The sequence below is a fragment of the Homoserinimonas flava genome (assembly GCF_054969005.1).
Window position 1 is genome coordinate 50,239 of the sequence record NZ_JBUEQS010000004.1, and the last position, 25,611, is coordinate 75,849.

Annotated in this window: 24 protein-coding genes and 1 riboswitch; of the genes, 13 read left to right on the top strand and 11 right to left on the bottom strand. The window is 66.5% G+C overall.

Translation table 11 applies throughout. The features are described 5' to 3' along the window. The first annotated feature begins 165 nt into the window (after positions 1–165). Together sucC and sucD are read left to right on the top strand one after the other, a co-directional pair. Positions 166–1,335, top strand: coding sequence for an ADP-forming succinate--CoA ligase subunit beta (sucC, locus tag ACY48M_RS12400; protein WP_462820712.1), 1,170 nt, complete (start codon positions 166–168; stop codon positions 1,333–1,335). Positions 1,336–1,346: 11 nt separating this feature from the next. Beyond that, positions 1,347–2,249, top strand: a complete 903-nt coding sequence (gene sucD, locus ACY48M_RS12405) for a succinate--CoA ligase subunit alpha (RefSeq protein ID WP_462820604.1) — start codon at positions 1,347–1,349, stop codon at positions 2,247–2,249. A 122-nt stretch (positions 2,250–2,371) separates the two neighbouring features. Here sucD and ACY48M_RS12410 read toward each other — a convergent pair whose 3' ends face one another. Continuing rightward, on the bottom strand, positions 2,372–2,956 hold the full coding sequence (locus tag ACY48M_RS12410; RefSeq protein WP_462820605.1) for a DUF4166 domain-containing protein: 585 nt from the start codon (positions 2,954–2,956) through the stop codon (positions 2,372–2,374). Between the two features lie 169 nt (positions 2,957–3,125). On the opposite strand from ACY48M_RS12410, the gene ACY48M_RS12415 reads away from it, so the two are divergent. From ACY48M_RS12415 to ddaH, 6 genes are all read left to right on the top strand, one after another. After that, positions 3,126–4,346: a cell division protein PerM gene (locus ACY48M_RS12415; RefSeq protein WP_462820713.1), complete on the top strand. Its 1,221-nt coding sequence runs from the start codon at positions 3,126–3,128 to the stop codon at positions 4,344–4,346. Between the two features lie 9 nt (positions 4,347–4,355). After that, positions 4,356–4,946, top strand: a complete 591-nt coding sequence (gene purN, locus ACY48M_RS12420; RefSeq protein WP_462820606.1) for a phosphoribosylglycinamide formyltransferase — start codon at positions 4,356–4,358, stop codon at positions 4,944–4,946. Next, a complete protein-coding gene (purH, locus tag ACY48M_RS12425; RefSeq protein ID WP_462820607.1) occupies positions 4,943–6,592 on the top strand; it encodes a bifunctional phosphoribosylaminoimidazolecarboxamide formyltransferase/IMP cyclohydrolase in 1,650 nt (549 codons plus the stop codon). The genes purN and purH overlap by 4 nt, the downstream gene beginning before the upstream one ends. Before the next feature lie 416 nt (positions 6,593–7,008). Further along, positions 7,009–8,871, top strand: coding sequence for an ABC transporter ATP-binding protein (locus ACY48M_RS12430; protein ID WP_462820608.1), 1,863 nt, complete (start codon positions 7,009–7,011; stop codon positions 8,869–8,871). Beyond that, on the top strand, positions 8,868–10,670 hold the full coding sequence (locus ACY48M_RS12435) for an ABC transporter ATP-binding protein (RefSeq protein ID WP_462820609.1): 1,803 nt from the start codon (positions 8,868–8,870) through the stop codon (positions 10,668–10,670). Before ACY48M_RS12430 ends, ACY48M_RS12435 begins: the two co-directional genes overlap by 4 nt. A gap of 31 nt (positions 10,671–10,701) precedes the next feature. After that, the gene (ddaH, locus tag ACY48M_RS12440; RefSeq protein ID WP_462820610.1) at positions 10,702–11,922 is read left to right on the top strand and encodes a dimethylargininase; all 1,221 of its coding nucleotides are present in this window, start codon (positions 10,702–10,704) and stop codon (positions 11,920–11,922) included. Between the two features lie 7 nt (positions 11,923–11,929). On the opposite strand, the gene ACY48M_RS12445 is transcribed toward ddaH, so the two are convergent. The 8 genes from ACY48M_RS12445 to ACY48M_RS12480 all read right to left on the bottom strand — a co-directional run bounded on the left by ACY48M_RS12445 (position 11,930) and on the right by ACY48M_RS12480 (position 18,859). After that, complete coding sequence (locus ACY48M_RS12445; RefSeq protein WP_462820611.1) at positions 11,930–12,889, bottom strand: ABC transporter substrate-binding protein; 960 nt, start codon at positions 12,887–12,889, stop codon at positions 11,930–11,932. Between the two features lie 142 nt (positions 12,890–13,031). After that, positions 13,032–13,373, bottom strand: coding sequence for an MGMT family protein (locus ACY48M_RS12450; RefSeq protein WP_462820612.1), 342 nt, complete (start codon positions 13,371–13,373; stop codon positions 13,032–13,034). Beyond that, positions 13,373–13,828 carry a GNAT family N-acetyltransferase gene (locus ACY48M_RS12455; RefSeq protein WP_462820613.1) on the bottom strand — a complete coding sequence of 152 codons (456 nt, stop codon included), beginning with the start codon at positions 13,826–13,828 and terminating at the stop codon, positions 13,373–13,375. The genes ACY48M_RS12450 and ACY48M_RS12455 overlap by 1 nt, the downstream gene beginning before the upstream one ends. 88 nt (positions 13,829–13,916) lie before the next feature. Next, a complete protein-coding gene (locus tag ACY48M_RS12460; protein ID WP_462820614.1) occupies positions 13,917–14,885 on the bottom strand; it encodes a DUF368 domain-containing protein in 969 nt (322 codons plus the stop codon). A gap of 63 nt (positions 14,886–14,948) precedes the next feature. Continuing rightward, positions 14,949–15,149, bottom strand: coding sequence for a hypothetical protein (locus ACY48M_RS12465; protein WP_462820615.1), 201 nt, complete (start codon positions 15,147–15,149; stop codon positions 14,949–14,951). Positions 15,150–15,212: 63 nt separating this feature from the next. Beyond that, positions 15,213–16,094, bottom strand: a complete 882-nt coding sequence (locus tag ACY48M_RS12470) for a bifunctional methylenetetrahydrofolate dehydrogenase/methenyltetrahydrofolate cyclohydrolase (protein WP_462820616.1) — start codon at positions 16,092–16,094, stop codon at positions 15,213–15,215. 4 nt (positions 16,095–16,098) lie between these two features. Continuing rightward, a complete protein-coding gene (gene glyA / locus ACY48M_RS12475; protein WP_462820617.1) occupies positions 16,099–17,397 on the bottom strand; it encodes a serine hydroxymethyltransferase in 1,299 nt (432 codons plus the stop codon). 53 nt (positions 17,398–17,450) lie between these two features. After that, positions 17,451–17,533: riboswitch (ZMP/ZTP riboswitch) on the bottom strand. Between the two features lie 60 nt (positions 17,534–17,593). Continuing rightward, entirely contained in the window at positions 17,594–18,859 is a 1,266-nt protein-coding gene (locus ACY48M_RS12480; RefSeq protein ID WP_462820618.1) for an MFS transporter, read from the bottom strand. Positions 18,860–18,969: 110 nt separating this feature from the next. Between ACY48M_RS12480 and purU the strand changes: the two genes are divergently transcribed. Together purU and nagA are read left to right on the top strand one after the other, a co-directional pair. Next, positions 18,970–19,845, top strand: a complete 876-nt coding sequence (purU, locus tag ACY48M_RS12485; protein ID WP_462820619.1) for a formyltetrahydrofolate deformylase — start codon at positions 18,970–18,972, stop codon at positions 19,843–19,845. Positions 19,846–19,894: 49 nt separating this feature from the next. Further along, positions 19,895–21,034, top strand: a complete 1,140-nt coding sequence (gene nagA / locus ACY48M_RS12490; protein ID WP_462820620.1) for an N-acetylglucosamine-6-phosphate deacetylase — start codon at positions 19,895–19,897, stop codon at positions 21,032–21,034. A gap of 189 nt (positions 21,035–21,223) precedes the next feature. Here nagA and ACY48M_RS12495 read toward each other — a convergent pair whose 3' ends face one another. Continuing rightward, a complete protein-coding gene (locus ACY48M_RS12495; protein ID WP_462820621.1) occupies positions 21,224–21,859 on the bottom strand; it encodes a LysE family translocator in 636 nt (211 codons plus the stop codon). Between the two features lie 135 nt (positions 21,860–21,994). On the opposite strand from ACY48M_RS12495, the gene ACY48M_RS12500 reads away from it, so the two are divergent. The 3 genes from ACY48M_RS12500 to ACY48M_RS12510 all read left to right on the top strand — a co-directional run bounded on the left by ACY48M_RS12500 (position 21,995) and on the right by ACY48M_RS12510 (position 24,028). Further along, positions 21,995–22,423, top strand: a complete 429-nt coding sequence (locus tag ACY48M_RS12500; RefSeq protein ID WP_462820622.1) for an Hsp20/alpha crystallin family protein — start codon at positions 21,995–21,997, stop codon at positions 22,421–22,423. A gap of 154 nt (positions 22,424–22,577) precedes the next feature. Further along, positions 22,578–22,970, top strand: coding sequence for a PadR family transcriptional regulator (locus tag ACY48M_RS12505; RefSeq protein ID WP_462820623.1), 393 nt, complete (start codon positions 22,578–22,580; stop codon positions 22,968–22,970). After that, complete coding sequence (locus tag ACY48M_RS12510) at positions 22,967–24,028, top strand: hypothetical protein (protein WP_462820624.1); 1,062 nt, start codon at positions 22,967–22,969, stop codon at positions 24,026–24,028. Before ACY48M_RS12505 ends, ACY48M_RS12510 begins: the two co-directional genes overlap by 4 nt. Positions 24,029–24,228: 200 nt before the next feature. Here the strand turns inward: ACY48M_RS12510 and ACY48M_RS12515 are convergent, their stop codons facing one another. Next, positions 24,229–25,446, bottom strand: a complete 1,218-nt coding sequence (locus ACY48M_RS12515; protein ID WP_462820625.1) for an NADP-dependent isocitrate dehydrogenase — start codon at positions 25,444–25,446, stop codon at positions 24,229–24,231. Between the last annotated feature and the right edge of the window lie 165 nt (positions 25,447–25,611).

Consider the following 25,611-nt stretch of genomic DNA (forward strand, 5'->3'; position numbering starts at 1 on the left):
GAAGGAATCGATGTTCTTTCATTCCCGATGAACGGTTGTCGGGGAGAACGCCGTACACCCAGCGGGTAGAGTGCTTCGTGGCATCTTCTCCGGGCCTGGTTTTCCGGTCCGCTTCAGAAAAATCGCCTAATCACACCCCATTACGCGCGGATTGGAATGAGCAGCGTGGATCTATTTGAGTACCAGGCCAGGGACCTTTTTGAGTCCTACGGCGTGCCCGTACTTGCCGGCCTGATTGCCGACACACCCGAAGAGGCGAAGGCCGCGGCCGAGAAGATCGGTGGCACCGTCGTCGTCAAGGCCCAGGTCAAGGCCGGAGGTCGCGGAAAGGCCGGCGGCGTCAAGGTCGTGCACAACGCCGATGACGCCTACGCCGCAGCCGAGCAGATTCTCGGCCTCGACATCAAGGGCCACATCGTCAAGCGCGTCATGGTCGCCCAGGGCGCCCGCATCGATAAGGAGTTCTACTTCTCGGTGCTGCTCGACCGGGCCAACCGGTCCTACCTTTCGCTCTGCAGCATCGAGGGCGGCATGGAGATCGAGGAGCTCGCGGTCGAGCGCCCCGAAGCGCTCGCCAAGATCGAGGTGAACCCGGCCCACGGCATCGACCTCGCCAAGGCGGAGGAGATCGCTCGCGCCGGTGGCTTCCCCGACGACCTCGTCGCCAAGGTCGCGCCCGTGTTCGTCAAGCTCTACGACGTCTACAAGGGTGAAGACGCGACGCTCGTCGAGGTCAACCCGCTCGTGCTCACAGAGGATGGCGAGATCATCGCCCTCGACGGCAAGGTCTCGCTCGATGAGAACGCCGGCTTCCGTCACGCAAACCACGAAGCGCTCGAAGACAAGGATGCCGCTGACCCCCTCGAGGCGAAGGCGAAGGCCAACGACCTCAACTACGTCAAGCTCGACGGCCAGGTCGGCATCATCGGCAACGGTGCTGGGCTCGTCATGAGCACGCTCGATGTTGTCGCCTACGCGGGCGAGAAGCATGGCGGCGTGAAGCCCGCCAACTTCCTCGACATCGGCGGCGGAGCATCCGCCACCGTCATGGCGAACGGCCTCGACGTGATCCTCGGCGACTCGCAGGTCAAGAGTGTGTTCGTCAACGTCTTCGGTGGCATCACGAGCTGCGACGCGGTCGCGAACGGCATCGTCAAGGCCCTCGAGATCTTGGGCGACGCGGCCGACAAGCCGCTCGTCGTGCGACTCGACGGCAACAACGTCGACGAGGGTCGCCGCATCCTCAACGAGGCGAACCACCCGCTGGTCACCCTCGCCGCCTCTATGGACGAGGGCGCCGACAAGGCCGCCGAACTCGCCCACGCCGCGAAGTAAGGAACACCGGAATGTCAATCTTCCTCAACAAGGACTCCAAGGTCATCGTGCAGGGCATCACGGGCGGTGAGGGCACCAAGCACACCGCCCTCATGCTCAAGGCCGGCACGCAGGTCGTCGGTGGCGTCAACGCCCGCAAGGCTGGCACGACCGTCACCCACGCCGCGCAGGATGGCTCGCAGATCGAGCTGCCCGTCTTCGGTTCGGTCGCCGAGGCGATCGAAAAGACCGGCGCCGACGTGTCGATCGCTTTTGTGCCGCCGGCCTTCACCAAGGACGCGGTCATCGAGGCCATCGACGCCGAGATCCCGCTCCTCGTCATCATCACCGAGGGTGTTCCCGTCGGCGACTCGGCCGAGTTCTGGGCGTACGCGCAGGAGAAGGGCAGCAAGACCCGCATCATCGGTCCGAACTGCCCCGGCATCATCACCCCAGGTGAGGCGCTCGTCGGCATCACGCCCGCGAACATCACCGGCAAGGGCCCAATCGGCCTCGTCTCCAAGTCGGGCACGCTGACCTACCAGATGATGTACGAGCTCCGTGACCTGGGCTTCTCGACCGCGATCGGCATCGGCGGCGACCCCATCATCGGCACCACCCACATCGACGCCCTCGCGGCATTCGAGGCAGACCCCGAGACGAAGGCGATCGTCATGATCGGCGAGATCGGTGGCGACGCTGAAGAGCGTGCTGCCGACTTCATCAAGGCGAATGTCACGAAGCCCGTTGTCGGCTACGTCGCGGGCTTCACCGCCCCCGAGGGCAAGACCATGGGTCACGCTGGCGCCATCGTTTCCGGCTCGGCCGGCACGGCGCAGGCAAAGCAGGAGGCCCTCGAGGCCGCCGGCGTCAAGGTCGGCAAGACGCCGTCCGAGGCCGCCACGCTCATGCGCGAAATCCTCGCGTCGCTCTAAGCGTCACCACGTGCGAAGGGCCCGCTTCGGCGGGCCCTTTGTCGTGTGGGGCCCGCGGCCTCAGGTCGCTGAGACTGCGCAATTCGTCGTCTCACGGCGCATTCGCGACAACTTGCGCAGTCTCACGCCTCTGCGAGCATCGCGAAGTTCCCGCGGTAGCCGAACACTTCGCCGAGCAGGGGAACCCGCACCGACACGTCGACCGTGTGCCGCGCGGCGCTCGCATCCCAGGCGTGCCGCAGGGTCACACGCGGCGACGGGACGGGCACCGGCAGACGCCGCGCGAGCATGAGTCGGGCTCGTCCGGAATGCGCGACAAGGGCCCCGTCGATGACCTCCGGCACCATCTCGACCTGAAGCCGCCCGCGGGCATGCGCGTCGACCAGCCGGCCGCGCACCACACGGGTCGTGTCGGCGAGCACCCGCACGCCCGACTCGAACCGCAGCACGCGTCGCGTGGCGACCGTGCTCACCCCGACCGGCGTCATGGTCGCCTCAAACGGCACCCCGCGACCGTACTCGGGGCACAGCAGGCCAAGTCGCGCAGCGACGCTCCACAACGGCCGCAACCAGCGCAGCCGCGACCCCGCCTCATCGAACACACCCTGCGCCCGCACCCTGGCCGTGCTGCCGAACCATCGCTGCAGCTCTGGATGCAGCATCCCGAAGTCGTCACCGAGCGCGCGGGCATACACCGATGCAGTCATCCCCCCACCCTTCACGCAAATTCAGGAAAGGCGCAGCGCCGCCCGCGAACTCTCAGGCATCTGGGGGAGTGGGCCGCACGATCTCCTGAACTTCCAGCGGGGCGGATGCTCGCGGCGCCGGTACGGCGCAGCACTTCGGCGGGTGGGCCCGGCTAGGGTCGTGAGCGGTATGAATCGCTCGCTCACCGCCGTCTTCTCCGCCCTGGAGGCGCTCCTTGTTGTGGGCATCGGCATTGGCATCTCGCTGGTGCCGCTCACGCTGCTGTGGGGTTTTCAGTACGAGCTGCAGATCGACTGGCTGGTGTTTTGGCGGGTCGCGGTCGACGTGTGGCTGCTCGGCCACGGGGCTGGGATGACGATCACGCTGGATGAGACGCTGGTCGCGTCGCTCGGTCTGGCGGGGGCAGAGCAGCCGTTCGTGCTGTCGATCGCGCCGCTCGGGTTCGGGCTGTTGACGTTGCTGCTGGGGCAGCGTGCCGGCCGTCGCATCGCCGAAACCCCGCACCACCTGCTGGGGCTGGCGGTGTCTGTTGCCACGTTCGGCGTGCTCGCGTTCATTGCCGTGCTGACCGCGCTCCACGACTCGGCGCGCCCCTCCATCGTGCAGGGGACCATCTGTTCGACGCTTGTATTTGCGGCGGGTCTTGCGATCGGCGCATGGCTGGCGCGGCAGCGGCTGGCCGGCACGCGTCCACGGGATGTTGTTGACCGTGTGTGGGCTCGGCTCACGGACTGGCCGGCGGCGGTGCGACGGGTGGTCGGTGGTGCGCTGCTGGCTGGCGCCATGTCGGTTGCCGCCGTCATGATTGTCGCGTCGGTGCTCGTCGCGGTGCTCGTCGCCACGAATTACGGCAGCATCATTGCCCTGTATCAGTCGTCGCAGACTGGCGTGCTTGGGGGCATCGCGCTCACGGTGGCGCAGCTCGCGTTTGTGCCGAATCTGGTGATCTGGTGCGCGTCATGGCTTATCGGGCCGGGGTTCGCGCTCGGCACTGGTTCGGCGGTGTCGCCGCTCGGCACGACGCTCGGCCCGATTCCGGCGATCCCTGTGTTCGGGGCGTTGCCGACGGGCGATCTCGCGTTTGGCTTTGTCGGGGTGCTCGTCCCTGTCGTGATCGGGTTCTTGGTCGGTGCGCTGCTCCGCGCGAAACCTGAGTTCCGGATGCTGCCGCTCCCGTCGCTGGTGGCGCTCGGGTCGCTGGCGGGTGTGGTGGCGGGTGCTGGGTTTGGGCTGTTGGCGTGGTGGTCTGGCGGCAGCGGCGGTCCTGGCCGCCTCGCGGAGCTCGGCCCCGACGCCCTCATGGTGGGGTTGTGTGCGGCGCTCGAGGTGGGTGTCGCGTGCGTGTTGGGGCTGCTGGTTGGCGGTCGGCGGGGTGCTGCGTCGGAGTAGGCTTGGCGGGTGCTGAAACTCGTCGTGCTCATCTCCGGCGGTGGCTCGAACCTGCGCTCGTTGTTGGAGGCGTCGGAGGATGCGGAGTTTCCCGCGAGGGTGGTCGCGATCGGTGCCGACCGTGATGCTGATGGGCTCGCCCACGCGGAGGACTTTGGCATCCCGTCGTTTGCCGTGTCGTACGCAAACTATTCGAGTCGCGAGGCGTGGGGTGAGGCGCTGCTGGAGCAGGTGCAGCGCTGGGAACCTGACCTTGTCATTTTGAGTGGCCTGATGCGGTTGCTGCCGGCCGCGTTTGTCGACGCGTTGTCGCCGAATCTGATTAACACGCATCCGGCGTTCTTGCCCGAGTTCCCTGGCGCCCATGGTGTTCGCGATGCGATCGCCGCCGGGGTGTCGGAGACAGGTGCGAGCGTCATTGTCGTTGACGCCGGGGTCGATAGCGGGCCGATTCTTTCGCAGCGCCGCGTGCCTGTGCTGCCGCATGACACGGAGTCGACACTCCACGACCGCATCAAGGTGGTGGAGCGCGAACTGCTCGTGCAGGTCGTGCTCGACATCGCCAACGGAACCATCAATCTGAAGGAGCTTGTCGCATGAGCGGCCCCAGCCACGACGCATCCCTGTACCGTCACCGCGACGCCATCCCGTTGAAGCGGGCCCTCATTTCGGTGAGCGACAAGTCCGGCCTGCTCGAGCTCGCGGCCGCCCTCGTTGGCACGGGTGTGGAGATTGTGTCGACGGGGTCGACGGCGAAGATGATTGCCGAGGCGGGGCATCCTGTCACTGAGGTTGCGACGGTGACGGGCTTCCCGGAGGCGCTTGACGGTCGCGTCAAGACGCTGCACCCGTTTGTGCACGCGGCGATCCTCGCCGACTTGCGCCTTGAGCACCACGAGCGTCAGCTTGCGGAGCTCGGCGTTGAGCCATTTGAGCTTGTCGTGGTGAACCTGTATCCGTTTGTCGAGACGGTTGCGTCTGGCGCTGAGGGTGATGCAGTTGTCGAGCAGATCGACATCGGCGGCCCGGCGATGGTGCGCGCGGCGGCGAAGAATCACGCCAATGTGGCGATCGCGGTCTCGCCCGACAGCTACCAGCAGATCATCAAGGCGGCGACGCTCGGCGGCACAACGCTCGCCCAACGGCAGCGTCTCGCTGGCGAGGCGTTCGCGCACACGGCGGCCTACGATTCGGCGGTGGCGGAGTGGTTTGCCGGCAACGTCGGGGTCCGAGCCGAGCACGAGGCGGCAAAGGCCGATGCCCCCGCAGCGAGCACCGCTCCCGCCACGAGCACCGCTCCCGCGGAGATCACCCTCAGCGCGACCCTCAAGCAGGAGCTGCGGTACGGCGAGAACTCGCACCAGTCGGCGGCCCTCTACGTTGAGCAGCACGGCACGGGCATCGCCCAGGCGACACAGCTTCACGGCAAGGAGATGTCGTACAACAACTACGTCGATGCGGATGCTGCGGTGCGGGCCGCGTTCGACTTCGATGAGCCTGCCGTGGCGATCATCAAGCATGCCAACCCTTGCGGCATTGCCGTCGCGGGTGCCGAGGGCGACCCGATCGCGTCGGCGCATTCGCGCGCCCACAACTGCGACCCGGTGTCGGCGTTCGGCGGCGTCATCGCGGCGAACCGCACGCTGACGGCGGCGGCGGCGCTGTCGATCAAGGACATCTTCACCGAGGTGATTGTGGCGCCGGGATTCGAGCCTGAGGCGCTCGCGGTGCTGCAGACGAAGAAGAACCTGCGGCTGCTGCAGCTGCCGGCCGATTTTGCCCGCGCCGACCGTGAGGTTCGCCAGATCTCGGGCGGCCTGCTCGTGCAGTCGCCCGACACCTATGCGGATTTCTCGACCGACACCTGGCAGCTTGCGACCGGCGAGCCGGCAGATTCGGCGACTCTCGCCGATCTCGCGTTCGCTTGGCGCGCGGTGCGCTCCGTGAAGTCGAATGCGATCCTCCTTGCGAAGGATGGCGCCTCGGTCGGTGTTGGCATGGGTCAGGTCAACCGGGTGGACTCGTGCTATCTCGCGGTGACGCGGGCGGGTGACCGGGCGCCGGAGAGTGTCGCGGCATCCGATGCCTTCTTCCCATTTGCAGACGGGCTTGAGGTGCTCATCAAGGGCGGCGTGCGTGCGGTCGTCCAGCCGGGTGGTTCGGTGCGCGACGCCGAGGTCATCGAGGCGGCGGCCGCGGCGGGCGTGACGATGTATTTCACGGGTGAGCGCCACTTCTTCCACTGATTCTCGGCGGGAATCGCTCGCGGCGGTTGCCATGCCGCGACGAGCATGAGTACGCTGGATGTCCGCCTGCGCCTACGCGCGAGCAGGTTCCACGCATGTCAAGGAGGCACTATGCACACGACCGCCGTCACACTCACGGTCTCTGGTGCCCTCGCGTTTGCTGCTCCGGCGGGCCGGTTCCGTGGCGTGAAGCGCCCACTGGGACTCCTCCGCGACGCCTAGCATCTCGCCTGTTGGCTCGGATGCCCCGCTGAGCAGCTGCTCGGTGCGCGTCCGAGCGTCGCGTCGCCCCGTCATGACCGTCTGCCACGTCAGTTGATGCACCCATCGACTGACGGCGATGTCCCTCCACTCCGGGACCGCTCGCATTCGCGCTTCTGCGCACTCGAATCATCACCACAGAAACGAGCAACACCGTGTTTTCCTCCAAGGCGGAGGCGTCGCCGCGACGCCTCTCGACTGCCCGCGCGATCCTGCGCATCCTTCCGTTTGCGCGCCCGGCGTTGGTGCGCATCAGCTTCGGTGCGGTTGCCGCGCTCATCGGCGCGGTTGTCGCGCTCGTCATCCCACAGGTACTTCGTGCACTCGTGGATGGCCCGCTCAGTGACGGTGATCTGAACGGTCTGTGGTGGGCTGTGGGCGCCGTGCTTGCGCTCGGTGGTCTCGAAGCGGCCATGATCTGGCTGCGCCGGTGGTTTGTGCTCGTGCCGGGCACGCAAATCGAGGCGGGGATGCGCAACGCGCTGTATGCGCACCTGCAGAACCTGCCCGTGTCGTTTCACGATCGCTGGCCGAGCGGGCAGCTGCTGTCACGCATGTCGACCGACCTGAGCCTCATCCGCCGGTGGTTGTCGTTTGGCATCGTGCTGCTGGTCGTGAACGTCGTGACGGTCGTCATTGGTTTCGTGTTTCTGTTCAACCTCAGCTGGCAGCTCGGCGTGCTCTTCATGATTTGCTCGATCCCGCTCTGGATCTACACCTTCGTCTTTGAGAACCGGTATTCCCGGGTGGCGCGGCTGAGCCAAGACCAAGCCGGCGATCTCGCGACGACCGTCGAGGAGTCGGTGCACGGCATCCGGGTGCTCAAAGCGTTTGGTCGTGGCCGTCACGCGCTCGAGAACTTCACGAAGCAGGCCGAGGAGCTCCGCGGAACCGAAATCGAGAAGGCGCGCGCGGTCGCGGGCATCTGGTTGTGGTTGCTGCTCGTGCCCGATGTGACGTTCGCCCTCTCGCTGTTCGCGGGGGTGGTGCTTGCCGCGAATGACGCGATCACGCTGGGAGGGCTCGTCGCCTTCTTCGCGACGGCGTCGGTGCTGCGCTGGCCGGTCGAATCGATCGGCTTCTTGCTCTCGATGACGTTTGATACCCGCACCGCGGTCGACCGTTTCTTCGAGGTCATGGATGAAACGAATCCGATCACCGATCCCGCGACCCCGTCCGATTCGGCGCGAGGGGAGGGCAGGCTCGTGTTCGAGAACGTGCACTTCCGCTATCAGGATGCTCCGGGCGACGCGCGCGACATCGTCGACGGGGTCGATCTCGAGCTACTTCCTGGCGAAACCATGGCGCTCGTCGGGCTCACCGGGTGCGGCAAGACGACGCTCACGGCGCTCACGACGCGGCTCTACGACCTCACTGGTGGTCGCATCCTGCTCGATGGTGTTGACATCCGTGACCTCACGCGGGAGCAGTTGCGTGAGCGGGTCGCGATGGGATTCGAGGAGGCGATCCTCTTCTCGTCGAGCGTGCGCGACAACGTGCTGCTCGGTCGACCGGATGCCTCAGAGGACGACCTTGCCGAGGCACTCGAGATCGCGCAGGCCGACTTTGTCCACGAGCTCCCCGATGGGCTCGACACGAGGGTCGGCGAGGAGGGCATGAGTCTGTCTGGCGGGCAGCGGCAGCGGCTGGCGCTCGCGCGGGCGGTTGCGGCAAAGCCGAGCGTGCTCGTGCTCGACGACCCGCTCTCGGCGCTCGATGTCGACACCGAGGCGGCGGTCGAGGCGGGGCTGCGCCGCGTGCTTGCGAGCACGACGGCGCTCGTCGTGGCGCACCGGCCTTCGACGGTGCAGCTCGCCGACCGGGTGGCGCTCATGCGCGACGGCCGCATCGATGATGTCGGCACGCACGCAGAACTGCTCGCACGGAGCGAGCACTACCGCTTCGTCATCACCTCGTTCGAGGCGGGCGACCGCCCTGACGCAGGCGACGCAGGCAGCACTGGCAGCGCAGGCAACACTGACGAAAGCGACACAACGGAGAAGGGAGGCGCGCTGTGAGCACGCTCGGCACAGAAGAAGAGCGGGACGACCTGTCCCGGGTAGAAAACAAACTCATGCAGGGCCGTTCGGTGCGCCTGCTGGGTTCGCTCGTGCGCCCGCTGTCGAAGACGGTGTCGCTCACAGCAGCGGTCATCCTGGTGAGCACGGTGGCGCAGGTCGCCGGACCGGCGCTCATCGCCGTCGGCGTGGATTCGGGGCTCCCGGCCGCCATCGACGGCGACTGGATGCCGATCTCGCTCACGGTCGCCGCGTATGTTGCGACCGGCGTGCTCGGCGCGGTGCTGGTCGCCTGGTACACGGTGCTGACCGCCAAGCTCGCCCAGTCGATGCTGCTCGATCTGCGCAAGCGAGTGTTTTTGCACACCCAGCGACTCAGTCTCGAGTTCCACGAGAACTACACGTCCGGCCGCATTATTTCGCGCCAGACAAGCGATCTCGAGTCGATCAAGGAGTTGCTCGGCAACGGGCTCAACCAGCTCGTGCAGGGTGGGCTCTACATGGTGTTCATCGCGATTGCGCTGCTCGTCATCGACTGGGTGAGCGGGGTCATCCTGCTGCTGTCGCTCGTGCCGCTCGCAATCTTGACGCGGTGGTTCCAGGTGAACTCGCAACGGATGTTCCGGCGCACGCGCGTTGCATCCGCCCGCATGATCGTGCAGTTCGTCGAGTCGATGACGGGTATTCGTGCCGTGCAGGCGTTCCGTAAGGAGCGTCGCAATGAGCGGGAGTTCGGTGCCCTCGTCGAAGACAACCGCGATGCGAATGCGCGGGTCATCCAGCTCTTCGGCACCTATGAGCCGATCCTTGTGCTCATCGGCAACGTCACGCTTGGTGTGGTGCTTCTGGTTGGCGGGCTCCGGGTCGCCGACGGCTCACTGCCCATCGGCGTGCTCCTCGCCGCGGTGCTGTACACGCGCAACTTCTTCGCCCCGGCGGAGGAGATGGCGATGTTCTACAACTCGTACCAGTCGGCTGCGGCCGCGCTCGAAAAGATCTCGGGCGTGCTCGAGGAGTTGCCGAGCGTGCCAGACCCCGTCAAGCCCGTGGACCTGCGCAAAGCGAACGGCACCGTGGCGTTCGATGACGTCACCTTCGCCTACACGCCGGAGCGCGTCATCCTGCCGTCGTTCACGCTCGAAATCCCCGCCGGGCAGACGATTGCGCTCGTCGGCACGACCGGGGCTGGCAAGTCGACGCTCGCGAAACTCATCGCACGCTTCTACGACCCCTCGGCCGGGAGCGTGTCGCTCGACGGCATCGACCTGCGCACGCTGCATCCAAAAGATCTGCGACGCGCAATCGTGATGGTGACGCAGGAGGCATACCTCTTCAGCGGCACGGTGGCCGACAATATTGCGCTCGGCAGACCGGGGGCAACTCTCGCCGAGATTCAGGATGCCGCGAAGGCTGTCGGCGCGCACGAGTTCATCTGTGCGCTGCCGGATGGCTATGCGACCGATGTGAACAAGCGCGGCGGCCGAGTTTCGGCGGGGCAGCGGCAGTTGCTGTCGTTCGCGAGGGCATTCCTTGCCGACCCGACCGTGCTCATCCTCGATGAGGCGACCGCGTCGCTTGACCTCCCGAGCGAGCGTCTCGTGCAGCGCGGCCTGCAAACCCTGCTCGCCGACCGCACCGCCGTCATCATTGCGCACCGCCTCTCGACCATCGAAATCGCCGACCGCGTGCTCGTGATGGAGCACGGCGAGGTCATCGAAGACGGCGTGCCAGAGGAGCTCATTGCGGGGGACGGGCGCTTCTCACAGATGCACGCCGCCTGGCGCGACTCGCTCGTGTGATGCGCCTTCCCCCGGGCAATAGGCTCGGGGGATGGCGTATCCCTCACCGCACATCACCCTTTTTCGGCGCATCCTCGGATCGCTCGCAACCGGTGCGGGGGTGGCGTTGCTCGCGCACGTCACGACCGTGTTTGCGTTCTTCATCGCGGGTGGCGCCGATCCGGCGAACTTCACCTCTGTGGGTGCGTTCTCTCAGAACGGCACACTCTTCGCCTTTGTGCTGTTGAGTCTCGCTGCCGCGCTTGAGGCCTTCCGCCGCTGGTACATCGCGCTCCCCGTCACGCTCGCGGTCGCGACAATCAGCGCGTACTTCGGCAGCATGCTCGATCTGCTCGGCGACGGAGCCCTGCTCGATGCCGCCACGACGAGCTATCTCGCGTCGACCCTCATCGGGCCGAACCTGGTCTTCATCGTCGCGAGCGGGATTCTCGCTGCGACCATCGGCGTCGCGCTCTGGCACGTCATCGCGGGTGCCACAGGGCCAGAGGGGCAACGACGGATCGCGCTTGTGCGCCTGCCAGCAAGCACGCTCGCAGAGGGACAGCTCACGCACCTCGAGCCGCGCGGTGTTGATTCTGAGCGCGCCGATCGGCAGTGGGAGGGCTATGTCGCGGCGCTCGACAACCACGGCTGGGAGGTTGTCGAGGTGCCGGTCGCTGAAGGATTCGCCGACTCGGTGTTCGTCGAGGACACGGTCGTGATGTTCGGCGATACCGCCGTCATCGGTGCGGCGGGCCATGCCTCGCGGGTGGGAGAGTCTGAGGCAGTCGAGTCGCTCATGCGCGGCTTGAGGCTGAAGATTGCCCGCATCGAAGCCCCGGGAACGCTGGAGGGCGGCGATGTGCTCAAAGTCGGCACAACCGTCTACGTCGGCAGCAGTAGTCGCACGAATGCCGAGGGGATTCGCCAGCTTCGCCGCATCGTGCAACCGCTCGGCTACGAGGTCGTAGCGGTGCCGGTCACCAAGGCACTCCACCTTAAGTCTGCGATGACAGCACTGCCAGATGGCACCATCATCGGCTTCGCCCCGCTCATCGATGAGCCGTCGCTCTTCGCTCGCTTCTTGCCCGTCCCCGAGGCCGAGGGTGCCGCAGTGGTCGTGCTCGATCGCGAGACGGTGCTGCTGTCCGATGCTGCGCCAAAGACCGCTGCGCTGCTTGAGCGCCTCGGATACACCGTCGTGGCCGTTGATGTGAGCGAGTTCGAAAAGCTCGAAGGCTGCGTCACCTGCCTATCGGTGCGGGTGCGCTGAGCGCCGCCTACGGCAGCAATTCGTCGATGCTCGGGTTGGTCTTGAGCAGCGCGTACTTGACGCCGGCGTCGGCGAGGCGATGTGCCGCCTCGGTGTCGAACGTCGTTGTGTACCTCGGCAGCACGGCCGACGTGCGCTCGTTCCACTGCGTCTGCGTGTAGGCGCTCATCGCTGACCGCGCATCCGCTGGTGACGCTGCGGCGTGCTCGATGGATTTCATCAAGGCCGCCGTGAATCGTTCCAGCAGCTCCGGTTGCTCTTCTGCGAAGGCTGTGGAGGTGAAGTAGGCGTTGACATCGAGTGCGGGGTCGAACTCGGAGTACGAGTAGCTCAGCACGCGATTGCCGCCGTTGATCGCCCGTGTCAGGTAGGGCTCGACCAGGAACGCAGCATCCACCGTGCCGTCGCTGAGTGCCGCCTGCGCATCGTGGAAGGGCACTTCGGCCCAGTCGATGGTGGCCGAGGCGCTCACGGTTGCATCCATGGTGGCGCGGAGCACGATGTGGTTGGTGTCGCGCAGGCTGTTCGAGCCGACGAGTGCGCCTTGGAGATCGCTGAGCTCGCGAATGGGCGATGCTTCGGGAACGACGAGCGCGCCGAAGTCGGCCCCCGCATCGCCTGTCGCCGAGCCGGCCGGGGCGATGAGGTGCACCGGTTGCTCGATGTCGTGGGCGACCATCAGGGTGAGCAGGTCGCTCACCGCCACGTCGTAGTCGCCTGCGATGACGGGGGCGACGAGCGCTGCACTGCCGGCCGCGAAGGAGGCCACCCGCACCGTGATGCCCTCAGCGGCGAAGTAGCCCTCGTCGATGCCGAGGAACAGCGGCGCGGTCTCGGCGCTCGGAAGCACTCCGACGGTGATCTCGGCCGTGTCGGTCGCGCTGCTCGCGCCCGCGCCCGGCGTGCTGCAGCCGGTGAGCGCGACGGGGATGACGACGAGGGCGAGGACTGCTGCAGAATTCTTCATTGGACTCTCCATGCGTGGCGATCGGGTGCTCAGCGCACGGCCAGAGTGGCACATGGAGGGGAATCTCAACTACCTCCAATCCGGGGGTGGGAGCGCTCCCACGCGAGTCAGGGATCGCGGGCCGGTCTCGGCCCGCTGCAGCTCAGAAATGCCGGGCGACGCGAAGGTCTACCCGGTACGAGCCATCATCAGACCACCGCAACGGGGTGTCCTCGTCCCGATAGTGTGCGAGGGCCCGCTCCGCGTGACCGGCGGGGGGCAGGCCATTTGCCCGGATGACGCGCCACCACGGGGCATCCGCACCGCACTGCGCCATGACGGTGCCGACCCTGCGCGCTGCACGCGACCCGAGCTCGGCCGCGACATCGCCATAGGTCATGACGAGGCCCGGGGGAATGGATGCGACCACCTCGAGCACGGCGGTCGCAAAGTCGAGCGGCTCTGGGTCGAGCGGCTCCGGCTCGGGTGCCTGGCGCGACGGCATCAGGTTTCGATGGCGCCGATCTTCTCGCCGTACTGGGTCTCGCCGATCACGGCGAAGCCGACGCGGAGGAAGAAGTCTTCAGGGCCGTCATCGCCCGACTCCCACATCACGGTGAGCCTCGCGAACCCGCGCCGCCGAGCCTCAGCCACGGCCTCATCGACAATGAACCGCCCGACGCCGAGGCGCTGCGCCTTCGCGGCGACGTTCATGCGCCAGATGCAGCTCTTGAACTCCTCCTCGACAGCATCGGGGTCGAAGTTCGCGAGAAGAAACCCGACCACCTCATCGGATCCATCGACGACAACCCGCGACCAGGTCGTGCTCGGGTCGAGAAACGGGTCGGCCATGGCGTAGGTGACGGGGGCAATGAACTGCTCCTGGCCCGGCTTGAGGGAGAGTCCGTTCGCCGCAACCACGTTTGCCGCCGACAGCTCTTCAAGTCTGAGTTCGCTCATACTTCAGAATATCCCGAGCGGCCCGGCCGGCGCAGCCTCGACGAAACAACCGGCAACGATCGCCAGCCGATCATTGAGTACCGGTTGTTCAGCGGAGATCGTCGGTCTCGATCTCTCCGGTCGAAGGATGGAGCACATCCGTGCCCTCGACGGCGCGACGCCGCACGAGCATTGACTCGACGAGCAACAGCACCGCCACGATGGCGACACCGATGATGAAGGCGATGACGGCGGCAGCAACATCGCCGGGGGCCTCTACCGTGCCGCTCTCCGACTGCCACGGCCACAGTGCCCGCAGTGAGCCGACCATGAGCCCCGTCATGATCGCGAGGGTGATGCGTCCTCGGTGATCGAGCAGCCACTGGAGGCCACTGACGAAAAGGCTGAGACCGATGATGGCGCCGACGACGAAGGTGCCCAGATAGACGACGTCTCGATCGTTGACGGCCTCGAGTGTGGGGGCGTACATGCCGAAGATGAGTAGCAGGAACGAGCCGGAGACACCGGGCAGCACGAGGGCGCACACGGCAAACGCCGCCGCGACGGCGACGAGAATGAGCGGCGGGTTGGCGGGGTCGGCGGTCGGGATTGACGAGAAACCGAACGCGAGCGCCGCCGCGGCGATTGCACCGAGCCATTCGATCGGGCGCCAGCGCCCGCCCACCATGCGGATCGGCACGATGAGTGACGTCGCGATGAGGCCGGCAAAGAGCGCTCGCGCGAGCTCAGGGTGTTCCTCGATGAGCGGTGCCAGCAGGGCGGCACCGAGAAATACGGCGGCAAACATGCCGATGACAATTGGGACAATAACGGCCCACTGCACGTGCGTGAAATGCTCGCGGCTGCGCGCCTGCCCGCGGCGGCGGATGCCGTCGACGACGACGGTGACGACGCCGCGCACGAGGTGCCCGGCCGAGTCGATCAGCGTGCGGTACACCCCGACGATGAGCGCAATCGTGCCGCCGCTCACCCCCGGAATGATCTCGGCAATGCCGATGAGGGCGCCGCGGAGGGCGTTGAACAGCGCGGCGAACGTGCGCGAGAGAGCTGAGGGCATCCCCACATCCTACGAGGCTGCCGTGTGAGCTCGGAGGCTTCGAGCGCTCCGGGTTGTGGCTCGCTAGTCCTCGAGCGCCGGATCGTTGTCGGTGCCGTGCTCGCCGTCGGTCGGGCCGCCGTCGGGCAGTGGCGGATTCTGCTCGCCGCCGTCTGGCTGTTCGCCGCCGCTACGCTGGTCTCCCACCTGATCGATGGGCGCTTCGCTGTGCTCCAGGTCGCGGCTCGCGGAATCAGGGCTGTCGTTGTTCTTCTGCTCGGTCATGCGCCCACGCTAGGTCGGCCCCGCTGGATCGACCACCCCTCGCGAAGGGTTCCCAGCCGAAGGTCAGCGCAGGTCGCGCTCGGCCGCTTTCACGACGTTCGCGAGCAGCATCGCCCTGGTCATGGGGCCGACCCCACCGGGGTTCGGCGAGAGAAACCCAGCCACGTCGGCAACAGCAGGGTCCACGTCGCCCGTGAGCTTGCCCTTGCCGGTCTCCTCGTCGTGCACGCGGGTGATGCCAACGTCGAGCACGGCAGCGCCCGGCTTGATCCACTCCGCTTTGATGAGGTGCGGCACACCCACGGCAGCCACGACGATGTCGGCACGCTGCACCTCGGCCGCAAGGTCGTTGGTGCGCGAGTGGGTGAGGGTGACCGTGGCATCCAGCCCTTTGCGGGTGAACAGCAGGCCGAGGGGGCGACCGACCGTGAGGCCCCGGCCGACCACCGTGACGTGCTTTCCGCTGATCGGCACGTCGTAGCGCTGCAGCATTTCGACGATGCCGGCCGGCGTGCACGGGAGGGGCGAGGCGAGCTCACCCTCGATGCCGAGCACGAGTCGGCCCAGGTTGGTCGGATGCAACCCGTCGGCGTCTTTCGCCGGGTCAATGAGCTCGAGCGCCGCGTGCTCATCGAGCCCCTTCGGCAGGGGGAGCTGCACGATGTAGCCGGTGACGCGCTGGTCGGTGTTGAGGTCACGGATGGCCGCCGCGACATCCGCATTCGTCGCCGTCGCCGGCAGGTCGACGCGAATCGACTCGATGCCGACCTCGGCGCAGTCGCGGTGCTTGCCTGCGACGTAGGAGCGTGAGCCGGGGTCGTCGCCGACGAGCAGGGTGCCGAGGCCCGGCGTCACGCCCTTCGCTTTGAGGGCGGCGATGCGTTGGGCGAGTTCGCCTTTGACGGCGGATGCCGTCGCGACGCCGTCGAGGATGGTGGCGGTCATGCCTTTAGGCCCAGGTGCCTGGTGAGTTCAGACCAGGGTAGAGCGGGAACTCGCTGGCGAGCCGTGTGACGCGGGCGCGGAGTGCCTCGACATCGGGGTTCGGCATGAGGGCCGTCGCGATGATGTCGGCGACCTCGTTGAACTCGGCATCGCCGAAGCCGCGCGTTGCGAGGGCCGGCGTGCCGATGCGCACCCCGGAGGGGGTGAGCGGCGGGCGGGGGTCGTTCGGCACGGAGTTGCGGTTCACGGTGATGCCGACCTCGTGGAGGATGTCCTCCGCGTCTTTGCCGTGAATGGCCGAGTTGCGCAGGTCGACGAGCACGAGGTGCACATCGGTGCCACCAGTGAGGAGGTCGATGCCGGCCGCCTTCGCGTCGTCGGCCATGAGGCGTTCGGCGAGGATCTTCGCGCCGCTGACGGTGCGCTCCTGGCGGTCTTTGAACTCGGGTTCGGCGGCGAGCTTGAACGCGGTCGCCTTGGCGGCGATGACGTGCATGAGCGGCCCGCCCTGCTGGCCGGGAAAGACCGCCGAGTTGATCTTCTTGTGCATTTCAAGGTCGTTGGTGAGGATGAAGCCAGACCGCGGGCCCGCGAGGGTCTTGTGCGCGGTCGAGCTCACGACGTCGGCGTAGGGCACGGGGGAGGGGTGCAGCCCCGTGGCGACGAGACCGGCGAAATGTGCCATGTCGACCCAGAGCTTGGCGCCAACCTCGTCGGCGATCGCGCGGAACGCGGCGAAGTCGAGCTGACGCGGGTAGGCCGACCAGCCGGCGATGATGACGGTGGGGCGCACGGCGAGTGCCTGCTCGCGCACGATGTCCATGTCGACGCGGGCGGTCGTCGGGTCGACGCCGTAGGAGTTGGCGTTGTAGAGCTTGCCCGAGAAGTTCAGCTTCATGCCGTGGGTGAGGTGGCCGCCGTGGGCAAGCTCGAGGCCCAGGATGTTGTCGCCCGGGTTCGCAAGCGCCATCAGCACCGCCGCGTTTGCCTGTGCACCCGAGTGAGGCTGCACGTTGGCATAGCCGGCACCGAACAGCGCCTTGGCGCGATCGCGGGCGAGGTCCTCGGCGATGTCGACGTATTCGCATCCGCCGTAGTAGCGGCGGCCGGGGTAGCCCTCCGCGTATTTGTTGGTGAGCACCGAACCCTGCGCCTCGAGCACCGCGCGGGAGACGAAGTTCTCGCTCGCGATCATTTCGAGGGTGTCGCGCTGGCGGCCGAGTTCTTGGCCGAGGACGGCGGCGATCTCAGGGTCGACGCTCGACAGCGGGTCGGTGAAGGTGGAGGGAAGTTTGTCGTTCACACTGGCTCCTTAGGGCTGACATGACCAAGTTACCCGCAACGGTGTCGCGGTTCTCGGGCGGCCCAGGCGTACGGCCGCTGCGATGTCAGTCGCTCCCCGATGGTTGCCCATCTCAACGCCAGTCGCGACATGCTGATCTTAGCCGCTGAGACGACGCCCAAGCATCCTTCCGAGTCGATCCTTCGCTGTGGTGCGGTCAGTGCTCGAGCACCCTCCGCGGGCGCTGCCGCGCAAGCACCGCGTCGGACACGACGACGAACAGCATCGCTCCGACGACGAGCACCGAGACGATCGCAGGGAGGGTGCCGATGCCCCACTGTTCGAGGGCGACCGCCCCGAGGAGCGCCCCACCGCCGATGCCCGTGTTGAAGGCGGTCGTGTAGTACGCGCTCGCGGTGTCGCGCATCCTCGCTGGTGCTGCGTGCAGCACGCGGGTCTGCAGGAGCGGCGGAATCATGCCAAGGGCGAGCCCCCACAGCAAGAACGCAGCAAACGAGATGGGAAGCACGTGCGGCACGAAGACGAGCACGAGCGACACCCCGAAGAGCGAGGCGAGCGCCATCATGAGGCCCAGACGCGGACGACTGCCCAGCCACGCGGCGACGATGAAGAGCGACACAACCCCCGCGATGCCGTAGGCGAAGAGCGCAGGGCTCACGGCGACCGCGTCGAGCCCCATCGGCCCCGTGAGGAACGGTTCCACATAGGTGTAGAAGCTGTACTGGCCAATCATCACCACGGCCGTGATGAGACACACGAACACGACCGCGAGCACCGACTGTTGCGGGCGGGGCACCCTCGTGGCATCCGTCAACACGGTGATGCTGCCGGTCGCGGACGACACCGTCGGAATCGTGTTGGTGGGGGCGGCAGCACCCGCCTCCACACGGGGCAGCAGCTTGAAGACGAAGGCCGTGCCGATGAGCGTCAGCAGCGCCAGAATGCCGAAGGCCCACCGCCACCCGACCGCCTGACCGAGCGCCGTGCCGAGCGGCACCCCGAGCACGAAGGCGAGCGAGCCGCCGCCCAGCGTGATCGACACCGCCCGCCCAATCTGCTCCTTTGGCACGAGGTAGGCGGCGTAGGCGCCGACGACCGCCCAGAACAGGCCGTGCGCAAGACCACCCAGGATGCGGGCCGCGATGAGCACCGGATAGCTCGGCGCGATCGCGGTGAGCGCCGTCGCGACCGACAGCACCAGCAACACCACGATGACGAGAGTGTGCCGATTCGCGCGGCGGGTGAGGTGCGCGAGGGGCGCACTCGAGAGCACGACCGTGAACGCAAACACACTCACCGTGAGACCGATGTACGAGTTCGGCACGCCGAGCTCGTCGCCCATAAGCGAGAGCAGGCCGGTCGGCAGCATCTCGATCGTGACACTGAGAAACACGGCAAGCGCGACGACGAACAGCGCGAGATAGGGGAAGGAACGAGCAGAGGTTGAAAATGGCGAAGTCATGAGCGACGACATCCGTTCGATGCTTGGCGTGACGCCGCCAACGGGCCGTCGCAGACCGCGCGACGACGCCCCATTCTATCGAGCATCCGGTTTCGCCCTACTCTGTACAGGTGAACTCGCTGCCCCCCTCCGAACTCGACTCGACCCACTGGGTGCTCACGATTGTGTGCAACGACCGCCCCGGCATCGTGCATGCCCTGAGCGGGGCAATCGTCGAGGCGAAGGGCAACATCACCGAATCGCAGCAGTTCTCGAGCCTCGACACCGACCACTTCTTCATGCGCTTGCAGGTTGAGTCGACCGCGACGCGCGAGGAGTTCGAGGGTGCGCTCGCCCCCGTCGTCGAGCGCTACGACATGCAGTGGCAGCTCGATGTGGTTGGTCGCCCGCTGCGCACCCTCGTGCTTGTCTCCAAGGCGGCGCACTGCCTCAACGATCTGCTGTTCCGCGAGCGGGCCGGCCAGCTGCCGGTGCACGTGCCCCTCGTGCTCAGCAACCATGACGAACTGCGAGGCCTCGCAGAGTTCTACGGTGTGCCATTCGAGCGGATGCCCGTGGGCAGCGTCGCAGAGAAGGCCGAGTTTGAGGCGCGCATCCGGGCCGAGGTTGAGCAGCACGACATCGAGCTCGTCGTGCTCGCGCGCTACATGCAGATTCTGTCGCCCGAACTGTGCGAGTTTCTCGCGGGCCGGGCCATCAACATCCACCACTCGTTTCTGCCGGGGTTCAAGGGTGCCAGCCCCTACCGTCAGGCGCATGCCCGCGGCGTGAAGATCATTGGGGCGACCGCCCATTTTGTGACAAGTGACCTCGACGAGGGCCCGATCATCGAGCAGAACATCGTGCGGGTTGACCATTCGCGCTCGCCGGAGGAGCTCATGGCGATCGGTCAAGACGAGGAGAGCCGCACCCTCACGCAGGCCGTGAAATGGTTCGCCGAGAATCGGGTGCTGCTCGACGGGCAGCGCACCATCATCTTCCGCTAACACCGCCCGCCTCCGACAACACGAGGACCGCTCGCCGTAGGCTTTGCGCATGCCTGAGATGACTGTGTTCACAGGGGCGCGCAAGATAGACGCCGCCGGCGCCGCCGACGATTTCTGGATGCTCGCGGAGGGCGACACCATCACCGCGACCGGCACCGGCAGAGCACCTGACGCCGGCACCGTGATCGACCTCGCGGGCCGAACCGTCACGCCCGGGTTCATCGACCTCCACTGCCACGGCGGAGGCGGCTTCGCGTTCGATGACGGCGACGAGGCGATCGAAGGGGCCCTCGCCACCCACCGGGCGCACGGCACGACGAGGTCCCTCATCACCCTCGTCTCGAACCCCATCGCCATGCTGCGCAACAGCCTTGAGACAATCGCCGACCTCGTCGAAGAAGACCCGCTCGTGCTCGGCGCGCACCTTGAAGGCCCGTTCCTTGCCGTGGCTCGACGTGGCGCGCACAACCCCGAACACTTGCGCGACGCCGACGCCCTCGAACTCGAGACCCTGCTCGACTCGGCGCGAGGCAGCATCCGGCAGATCACGATCGCGCCGGAGCGTCCGGGGGCGATGGAAGCGATCGACCACCTCGTCGATGTCGGCATCACCGTCGCCATCGGTCACACCGAGGCTGACTACGACACAACGCGGGCCGCGTTCGACCGTGGCGCGCGTGTGCTGACGCACGCCTTCAACGCGATGCCGGGCATCCACCATCGGGCACCTGGGCCCATCACCGCGGCATTCGCCGACGACCGTGTGACCATCGAGCTCATCCTCGACGGAGTGCACGTGCATCCGGAGGTCGCCCACTCCGCCTTCGCGTCGGCGCCAGGCCGCATCGCGCTCGTCACCGACGCGATGGCGGCGGCCGGGTCGAGTGACGGCGACTACCGCCTTGGCTCGCTCAACGTTTCGGTGCGCGAGGGTCGTGCTCTGCTCAGCGGCACTACCACCATTGCCGGTTCGACGCTGACCCAGGATGCTGCGCTGCGCTGCGCAGTCACCACGATGGGCCTCGACCCGGTCGTCGCGGTGACGGCCCTCAGCGCGACGCCCGCCCGGGCGCTCGGCCTCGACGAACGATTCGGTCGACTGGCACCCGGTTTCGCCGCCGACATCGTCGTGTTTGACGCCGACTGGCAGGTCGAGCACGTGTGGGCGGCGGGCCGACGCCTCACCTGAGCCGCCGCCCCCGGCCCCGGTGCACCCGCGCCCGCCGCGGAAATTCAGGAGATCTGACCGAGCACCATCGGTGCGCCCTGCGCTGCCGTGCGCGAGCGGGCGCGCCACCTCGAATCTCCTGAATTTCCGTGAGGGGCGGGAGGGCGGTGTGCGTCGGGACTCACGTCGGCGGTGCTGTTCCGGTGCGCGTCAGGCTTCCTTCGCACCGGTGAAGGCGAGTGCCCCGCCGAGGCCGATCATCATTACTCCGCCGGTGCCGGAGAGGGTCGCGAGTCGTCGAGGGGACCGGCCGAGCCATAGCCGCGCCGTGCCCGCCGCGAGTGCCCACACGCTGTCACACGTGACCGCGAGCACCTGAAAAATGAGCCCGAGCACGAGAAGCTGCAGCCAAAGCGGGCCGGCCGTGCGGTCGACGAACTGGGGGAGCACCGCAACGAAGAACGCGATCGTCTTGGGGTTCGTCAACCCCACAATGATGCCCTGCCACAGCAACCGGCGGGTGCTCGGCGCTCCCGCTCCATCGACCTCGATGCGGGTGTTTCGGTGGCGGATGGCCTGGATGCCGAGCCAAATGAGGTACGCGGCGCCGACAAACTTTATGATTGTGAAGGCCACGACTGACGACGCGACGATGGCGCCGACCCCGAATGCCACGGCGAGCACCGCAGGGATCGTGCCGAGCGAGTTCCCGATGACACTGACGACGCCGGCGCTGCGTCCGAGCGCGATCGAGCGACCGACCACAAAGAGCACGCTGGGGCCGGGAATGACGATGAGGAGCAACGAGGCGACCACGAACGCCACGAGGTTTTCCACTGGGATCATGAGGCGACACTAGCGGCCTTTCACGCGCCAGCAGATTCTGGCACTCACGGGGCGAGAGTGCTAATCTTGCATTGAGTCGAAGCGACTCAACTTAGGTACACCGCGAAAGCGGCCAACGCGAAGGAGTTGACGATAATGGCCATGACATTCGACCCGTTCCGTGAGCTGGACCGCGTCGCCGCGAACCTGCTCGATGCCCAGCGCGGCCCACGCCTCATGCCGATCGACCTTCACAAAGAAGGCGACCACTACGTGCTGAGCGCGGACCTTCCTGGCGTCGACCCGGGTTCGATCGATGTTGACGTCGACGGACAGGTGCTCACCATTCGGGCTCAGCGCACCCCCCGCAGTGACGAGGGGATCAGCTGGCTCGCCCACGAGCGCCCCACCGGAGGCTTCTTGCGGCAGCTTAACCTCGGCGACGGTCTCGACACCGAACAGATCAGCGCTCACTACGACAACGGCGTACTCAGCGTCATGATCCCAATCAGCGAGCGGGCAAAGCCGCGCAAGGTTGAGGTGCGCTCCGGAGTGCGGCGCGACCAGGCGCAGGTCAGCGCGTAGCAACACCACAACGAAGGCCCCCGCTCATGGAGCGGGGGCCTTCTGTCGTGTGGTGGAGACGAGTGCGCTCTCGTGCACACGCCACACCGCCCCTCGCGTCTTGCGCAGTAGTGTGGAGTACGTAGTAGTGTGATTCGCAGCATAAGGAGAGCGAATGGACACCACACAGTTGTTGAAGGGCGTGCTTGATGCAGCGGTCCTCGCGGTGATCGAGCACGAAGACGGCTACGGCTACGACGTCGTGCGACGGCTTCGTGCCGCTGGTATCGACGAGATCGGCGACGCGTCGGTGTACGGCACGCTACGGCGCCTCTACAGCGGAGGGGCCCTCTCCACCTATGTCGTGCCATCCGATGGCGGCCCGCACAGAAAGTACTACTCGATGACGCCGCAGGGCCGCGTGATGCTTCAGCGGCAGCGCGCCGACTGGGACACGTTCTCGGGGACCCTGTCGAGAGTGCTCGGCACGGCAGGCCGGGTCGACGGTACCGGATCGGCGTTGACCGCTGATGACACCACCACCACGTTCACGGGAGAGACGAAATGAGCGCAACATCAGCGGTGAGCCCAGCGATTCGGACGTTTGCCGCGGCCGTCCGCGCAGAGCTGAACGACCTGAGTCCCGAAGAAGTAGATGACCTCACAGAGGGCCTTGAGGCCGATCTCGAAGAGCAGGCGCACGATGCAGGGCACGTCGAGCTCGGCGATCCCGTCGCCTATGCCGAAGAGCTGCGCACGTCGGCCGGCATCGCTGCTCGTGCCGGTCGACGCAGAATCCCGCGACTGGCAGATGTGCGCAGCATCCGCTCGGACGCCGCCGCCTATCTGCGTTCGGCGAAAGGGGGCAACGCGGCACTCGACTTCGCCCTCGCGATCAGACCTGCCTGGTGGTTGTTGCGAGGGTGGCTGCTCTACAGCGTGGTCGCTGCGCCACTTCTGGGCACCTCGTGGTTCCTTCTGCCACCATCGCCCTACGCCTGGCTGGTGCTCATTGCAGCGCTCGTGCTGAGTGTGCAGTGGGGCCGAGGCAGCTGGATGCCGCAACGGTGGCTCCGCGTCGCCAAGGTCGTGGTGAGTGTGCTCGCCGTCATCACCATCCCCTTTCAGCTGGCGGCCGTCGCGAACGCGTCGGCCAACGCCTCCTACGCGGAGAATGAACAGTCTTGGGTACCGAGCGGTCTGACCATGAACGGCGAGGAGGTCCGCAACATCTTCGTCTACGACGCCGAGGGGAACCCCCTGAGTGATGTGCAGCTCTTCACTCAGAGTGGCGATCCACTCATCACCGCGCACGACCCGACGAGCACGTGGGAGTGGTACCAGGTCACCGAGAACGGCGAGTTCTGGCTGGTTCCAAACGAACGCGCGGGCAATGGGGGCTGGGGCGTGTACCCGCTCAAACAAGTCAGCGGCGAAGACATCAGCTATTCCGACGATGGATCGTACCTGTTCGATTCAGAGGATGCTGTCGCGGCGGAGCCTCCGTTCGAGCGAACACGACCACTTGCCTCCACTGGGGAGGCCGAACCATCTGTCGATGAGCCGGCAGGCGAGGATGGCGAGGCTGCGCCGAGTGCCAGCCCTGAGGCCGCACCGACCCCATGACCGGCGATCCCGGGCTGGGAGCTGCGGCGGACTCGGCATCCACCGTCAGGCCCGACGCTCTGACCCTGCCGCACACGGTCTCCGTCGACATCACCCATCTGCTCACGGCGCCGAACACATAGCGAAGCGCAACGGCCGCAAAAAGACAGAGCGCCGCGCCCCGGACTGGGGCACGGCGCTCAGTTGTGGAGCGAATGGCGTTATGCCGCCATGCGCGCCTTGAGGTTTTCGTCGAGCGTCGCGAGGAACTCCTCGGTCGTCTGGTACGGCTGGTCTGGGCCGACGAGGAGTGCGAGGTCCTTCGTCATCTTGCCCGACTCGACCGTCTTGATGACGACGTCTTCGAGCGTGAGGCTGAAGTCGATGAGCTCCTGGTTGTCGTCGAGCTTGCCGCGGTGCGCGAGGCCGCGCGTCCAGGCGTAGATCGAGGCGATCGGGTTCGTCGACGTCGGCTTCCCGGCCTGGTGCTGGCGGTAGTGGCGCGTGACGGTGCCGTGGGCGGCCTCCGCCTCGACGACCTTGCCATCCGGCGTGCTGAGCACCGAGGTCATGAGGCCGAGCGAGCCGAAGCCCTGAGCCACAGTGTCGGACTGCACGTCGCCGTCGTAGTTCTTGCAGGCCCAGACGTAGCCGCCCTCCCACTTCATGGCCGAAGCGACCATGTCGTCGATGAGGCGGTGCTCGTAGGTGAGGCCGGCAGCTTCGAAGGCGGCCTTGAACTCGTTCTCGTAGACCTCTTCGAAGATGTCCTTGAAGCGACCGTCGTAGGCCTTCAGGATCGTGTTCTTCGTTGAGAGGTACACGGGGTAGTTGCGGCTCAGGCCGTAGTTCAGTGAGGCGCGTGCGAAGTCGACGATCGAAGCATCCAGGTTGTACTGCACCTGGGCGATGCCGTCACCTGGCGACTGGAAGACCTCGAACTTCTGGGCCTCGCCACCGTCTTTGGGGGTGAACTCGACCGTGAGGGTGCCTTCGCCCTTGAACAAAAAGTCGGTGGCGCGGTACTGGTCACCGAAGGCGTGACGGCCGATGATGATCGGCTTGTTCCAGCCGGGCACAAGGCGCGGGATGTTCGAGATGATGATGGGCTCCCGGAAGATGACGCCACCGAGGATGTTGCGGATGGTGCCGTTGGGGCTGCGCCACATCTTCTTGAGGCCGAACTCTTCGACGCGTGCCTCGTCGGGTGTGATGGTCGCGCACTTGACGCCGACACCGTGCTTCTGAATGGCGTGGGCCGCGTCGATCGTGATCTGATCGTCGGTCTCGTCACGCTTCTCGATGCCGAGGTCGTAGTACTCGAGGGTGACGTCGAGGTAGGGGTGGATCAGTGTGTCCTTGATCTTCTGCCAGATGATGCGGGTCATCTCATCGCCGTCGAGCTCGACGACGGTTCCTTCAACCTTGATCTTTGCCACAGTGGTGTGCTTCCTCTCGTAGGGCCGCATCAATCTTACCTGCTCGTGTCAAAGTGTCTCGACATCGAGATATCTTGCCGTTTGTCCCCCGCTTTGGTGCCGCCGCTCTGCGCGTGAACTGTGCCACACTTACCGGGTTCGATGGCGACCGCTTGATCGCCGACC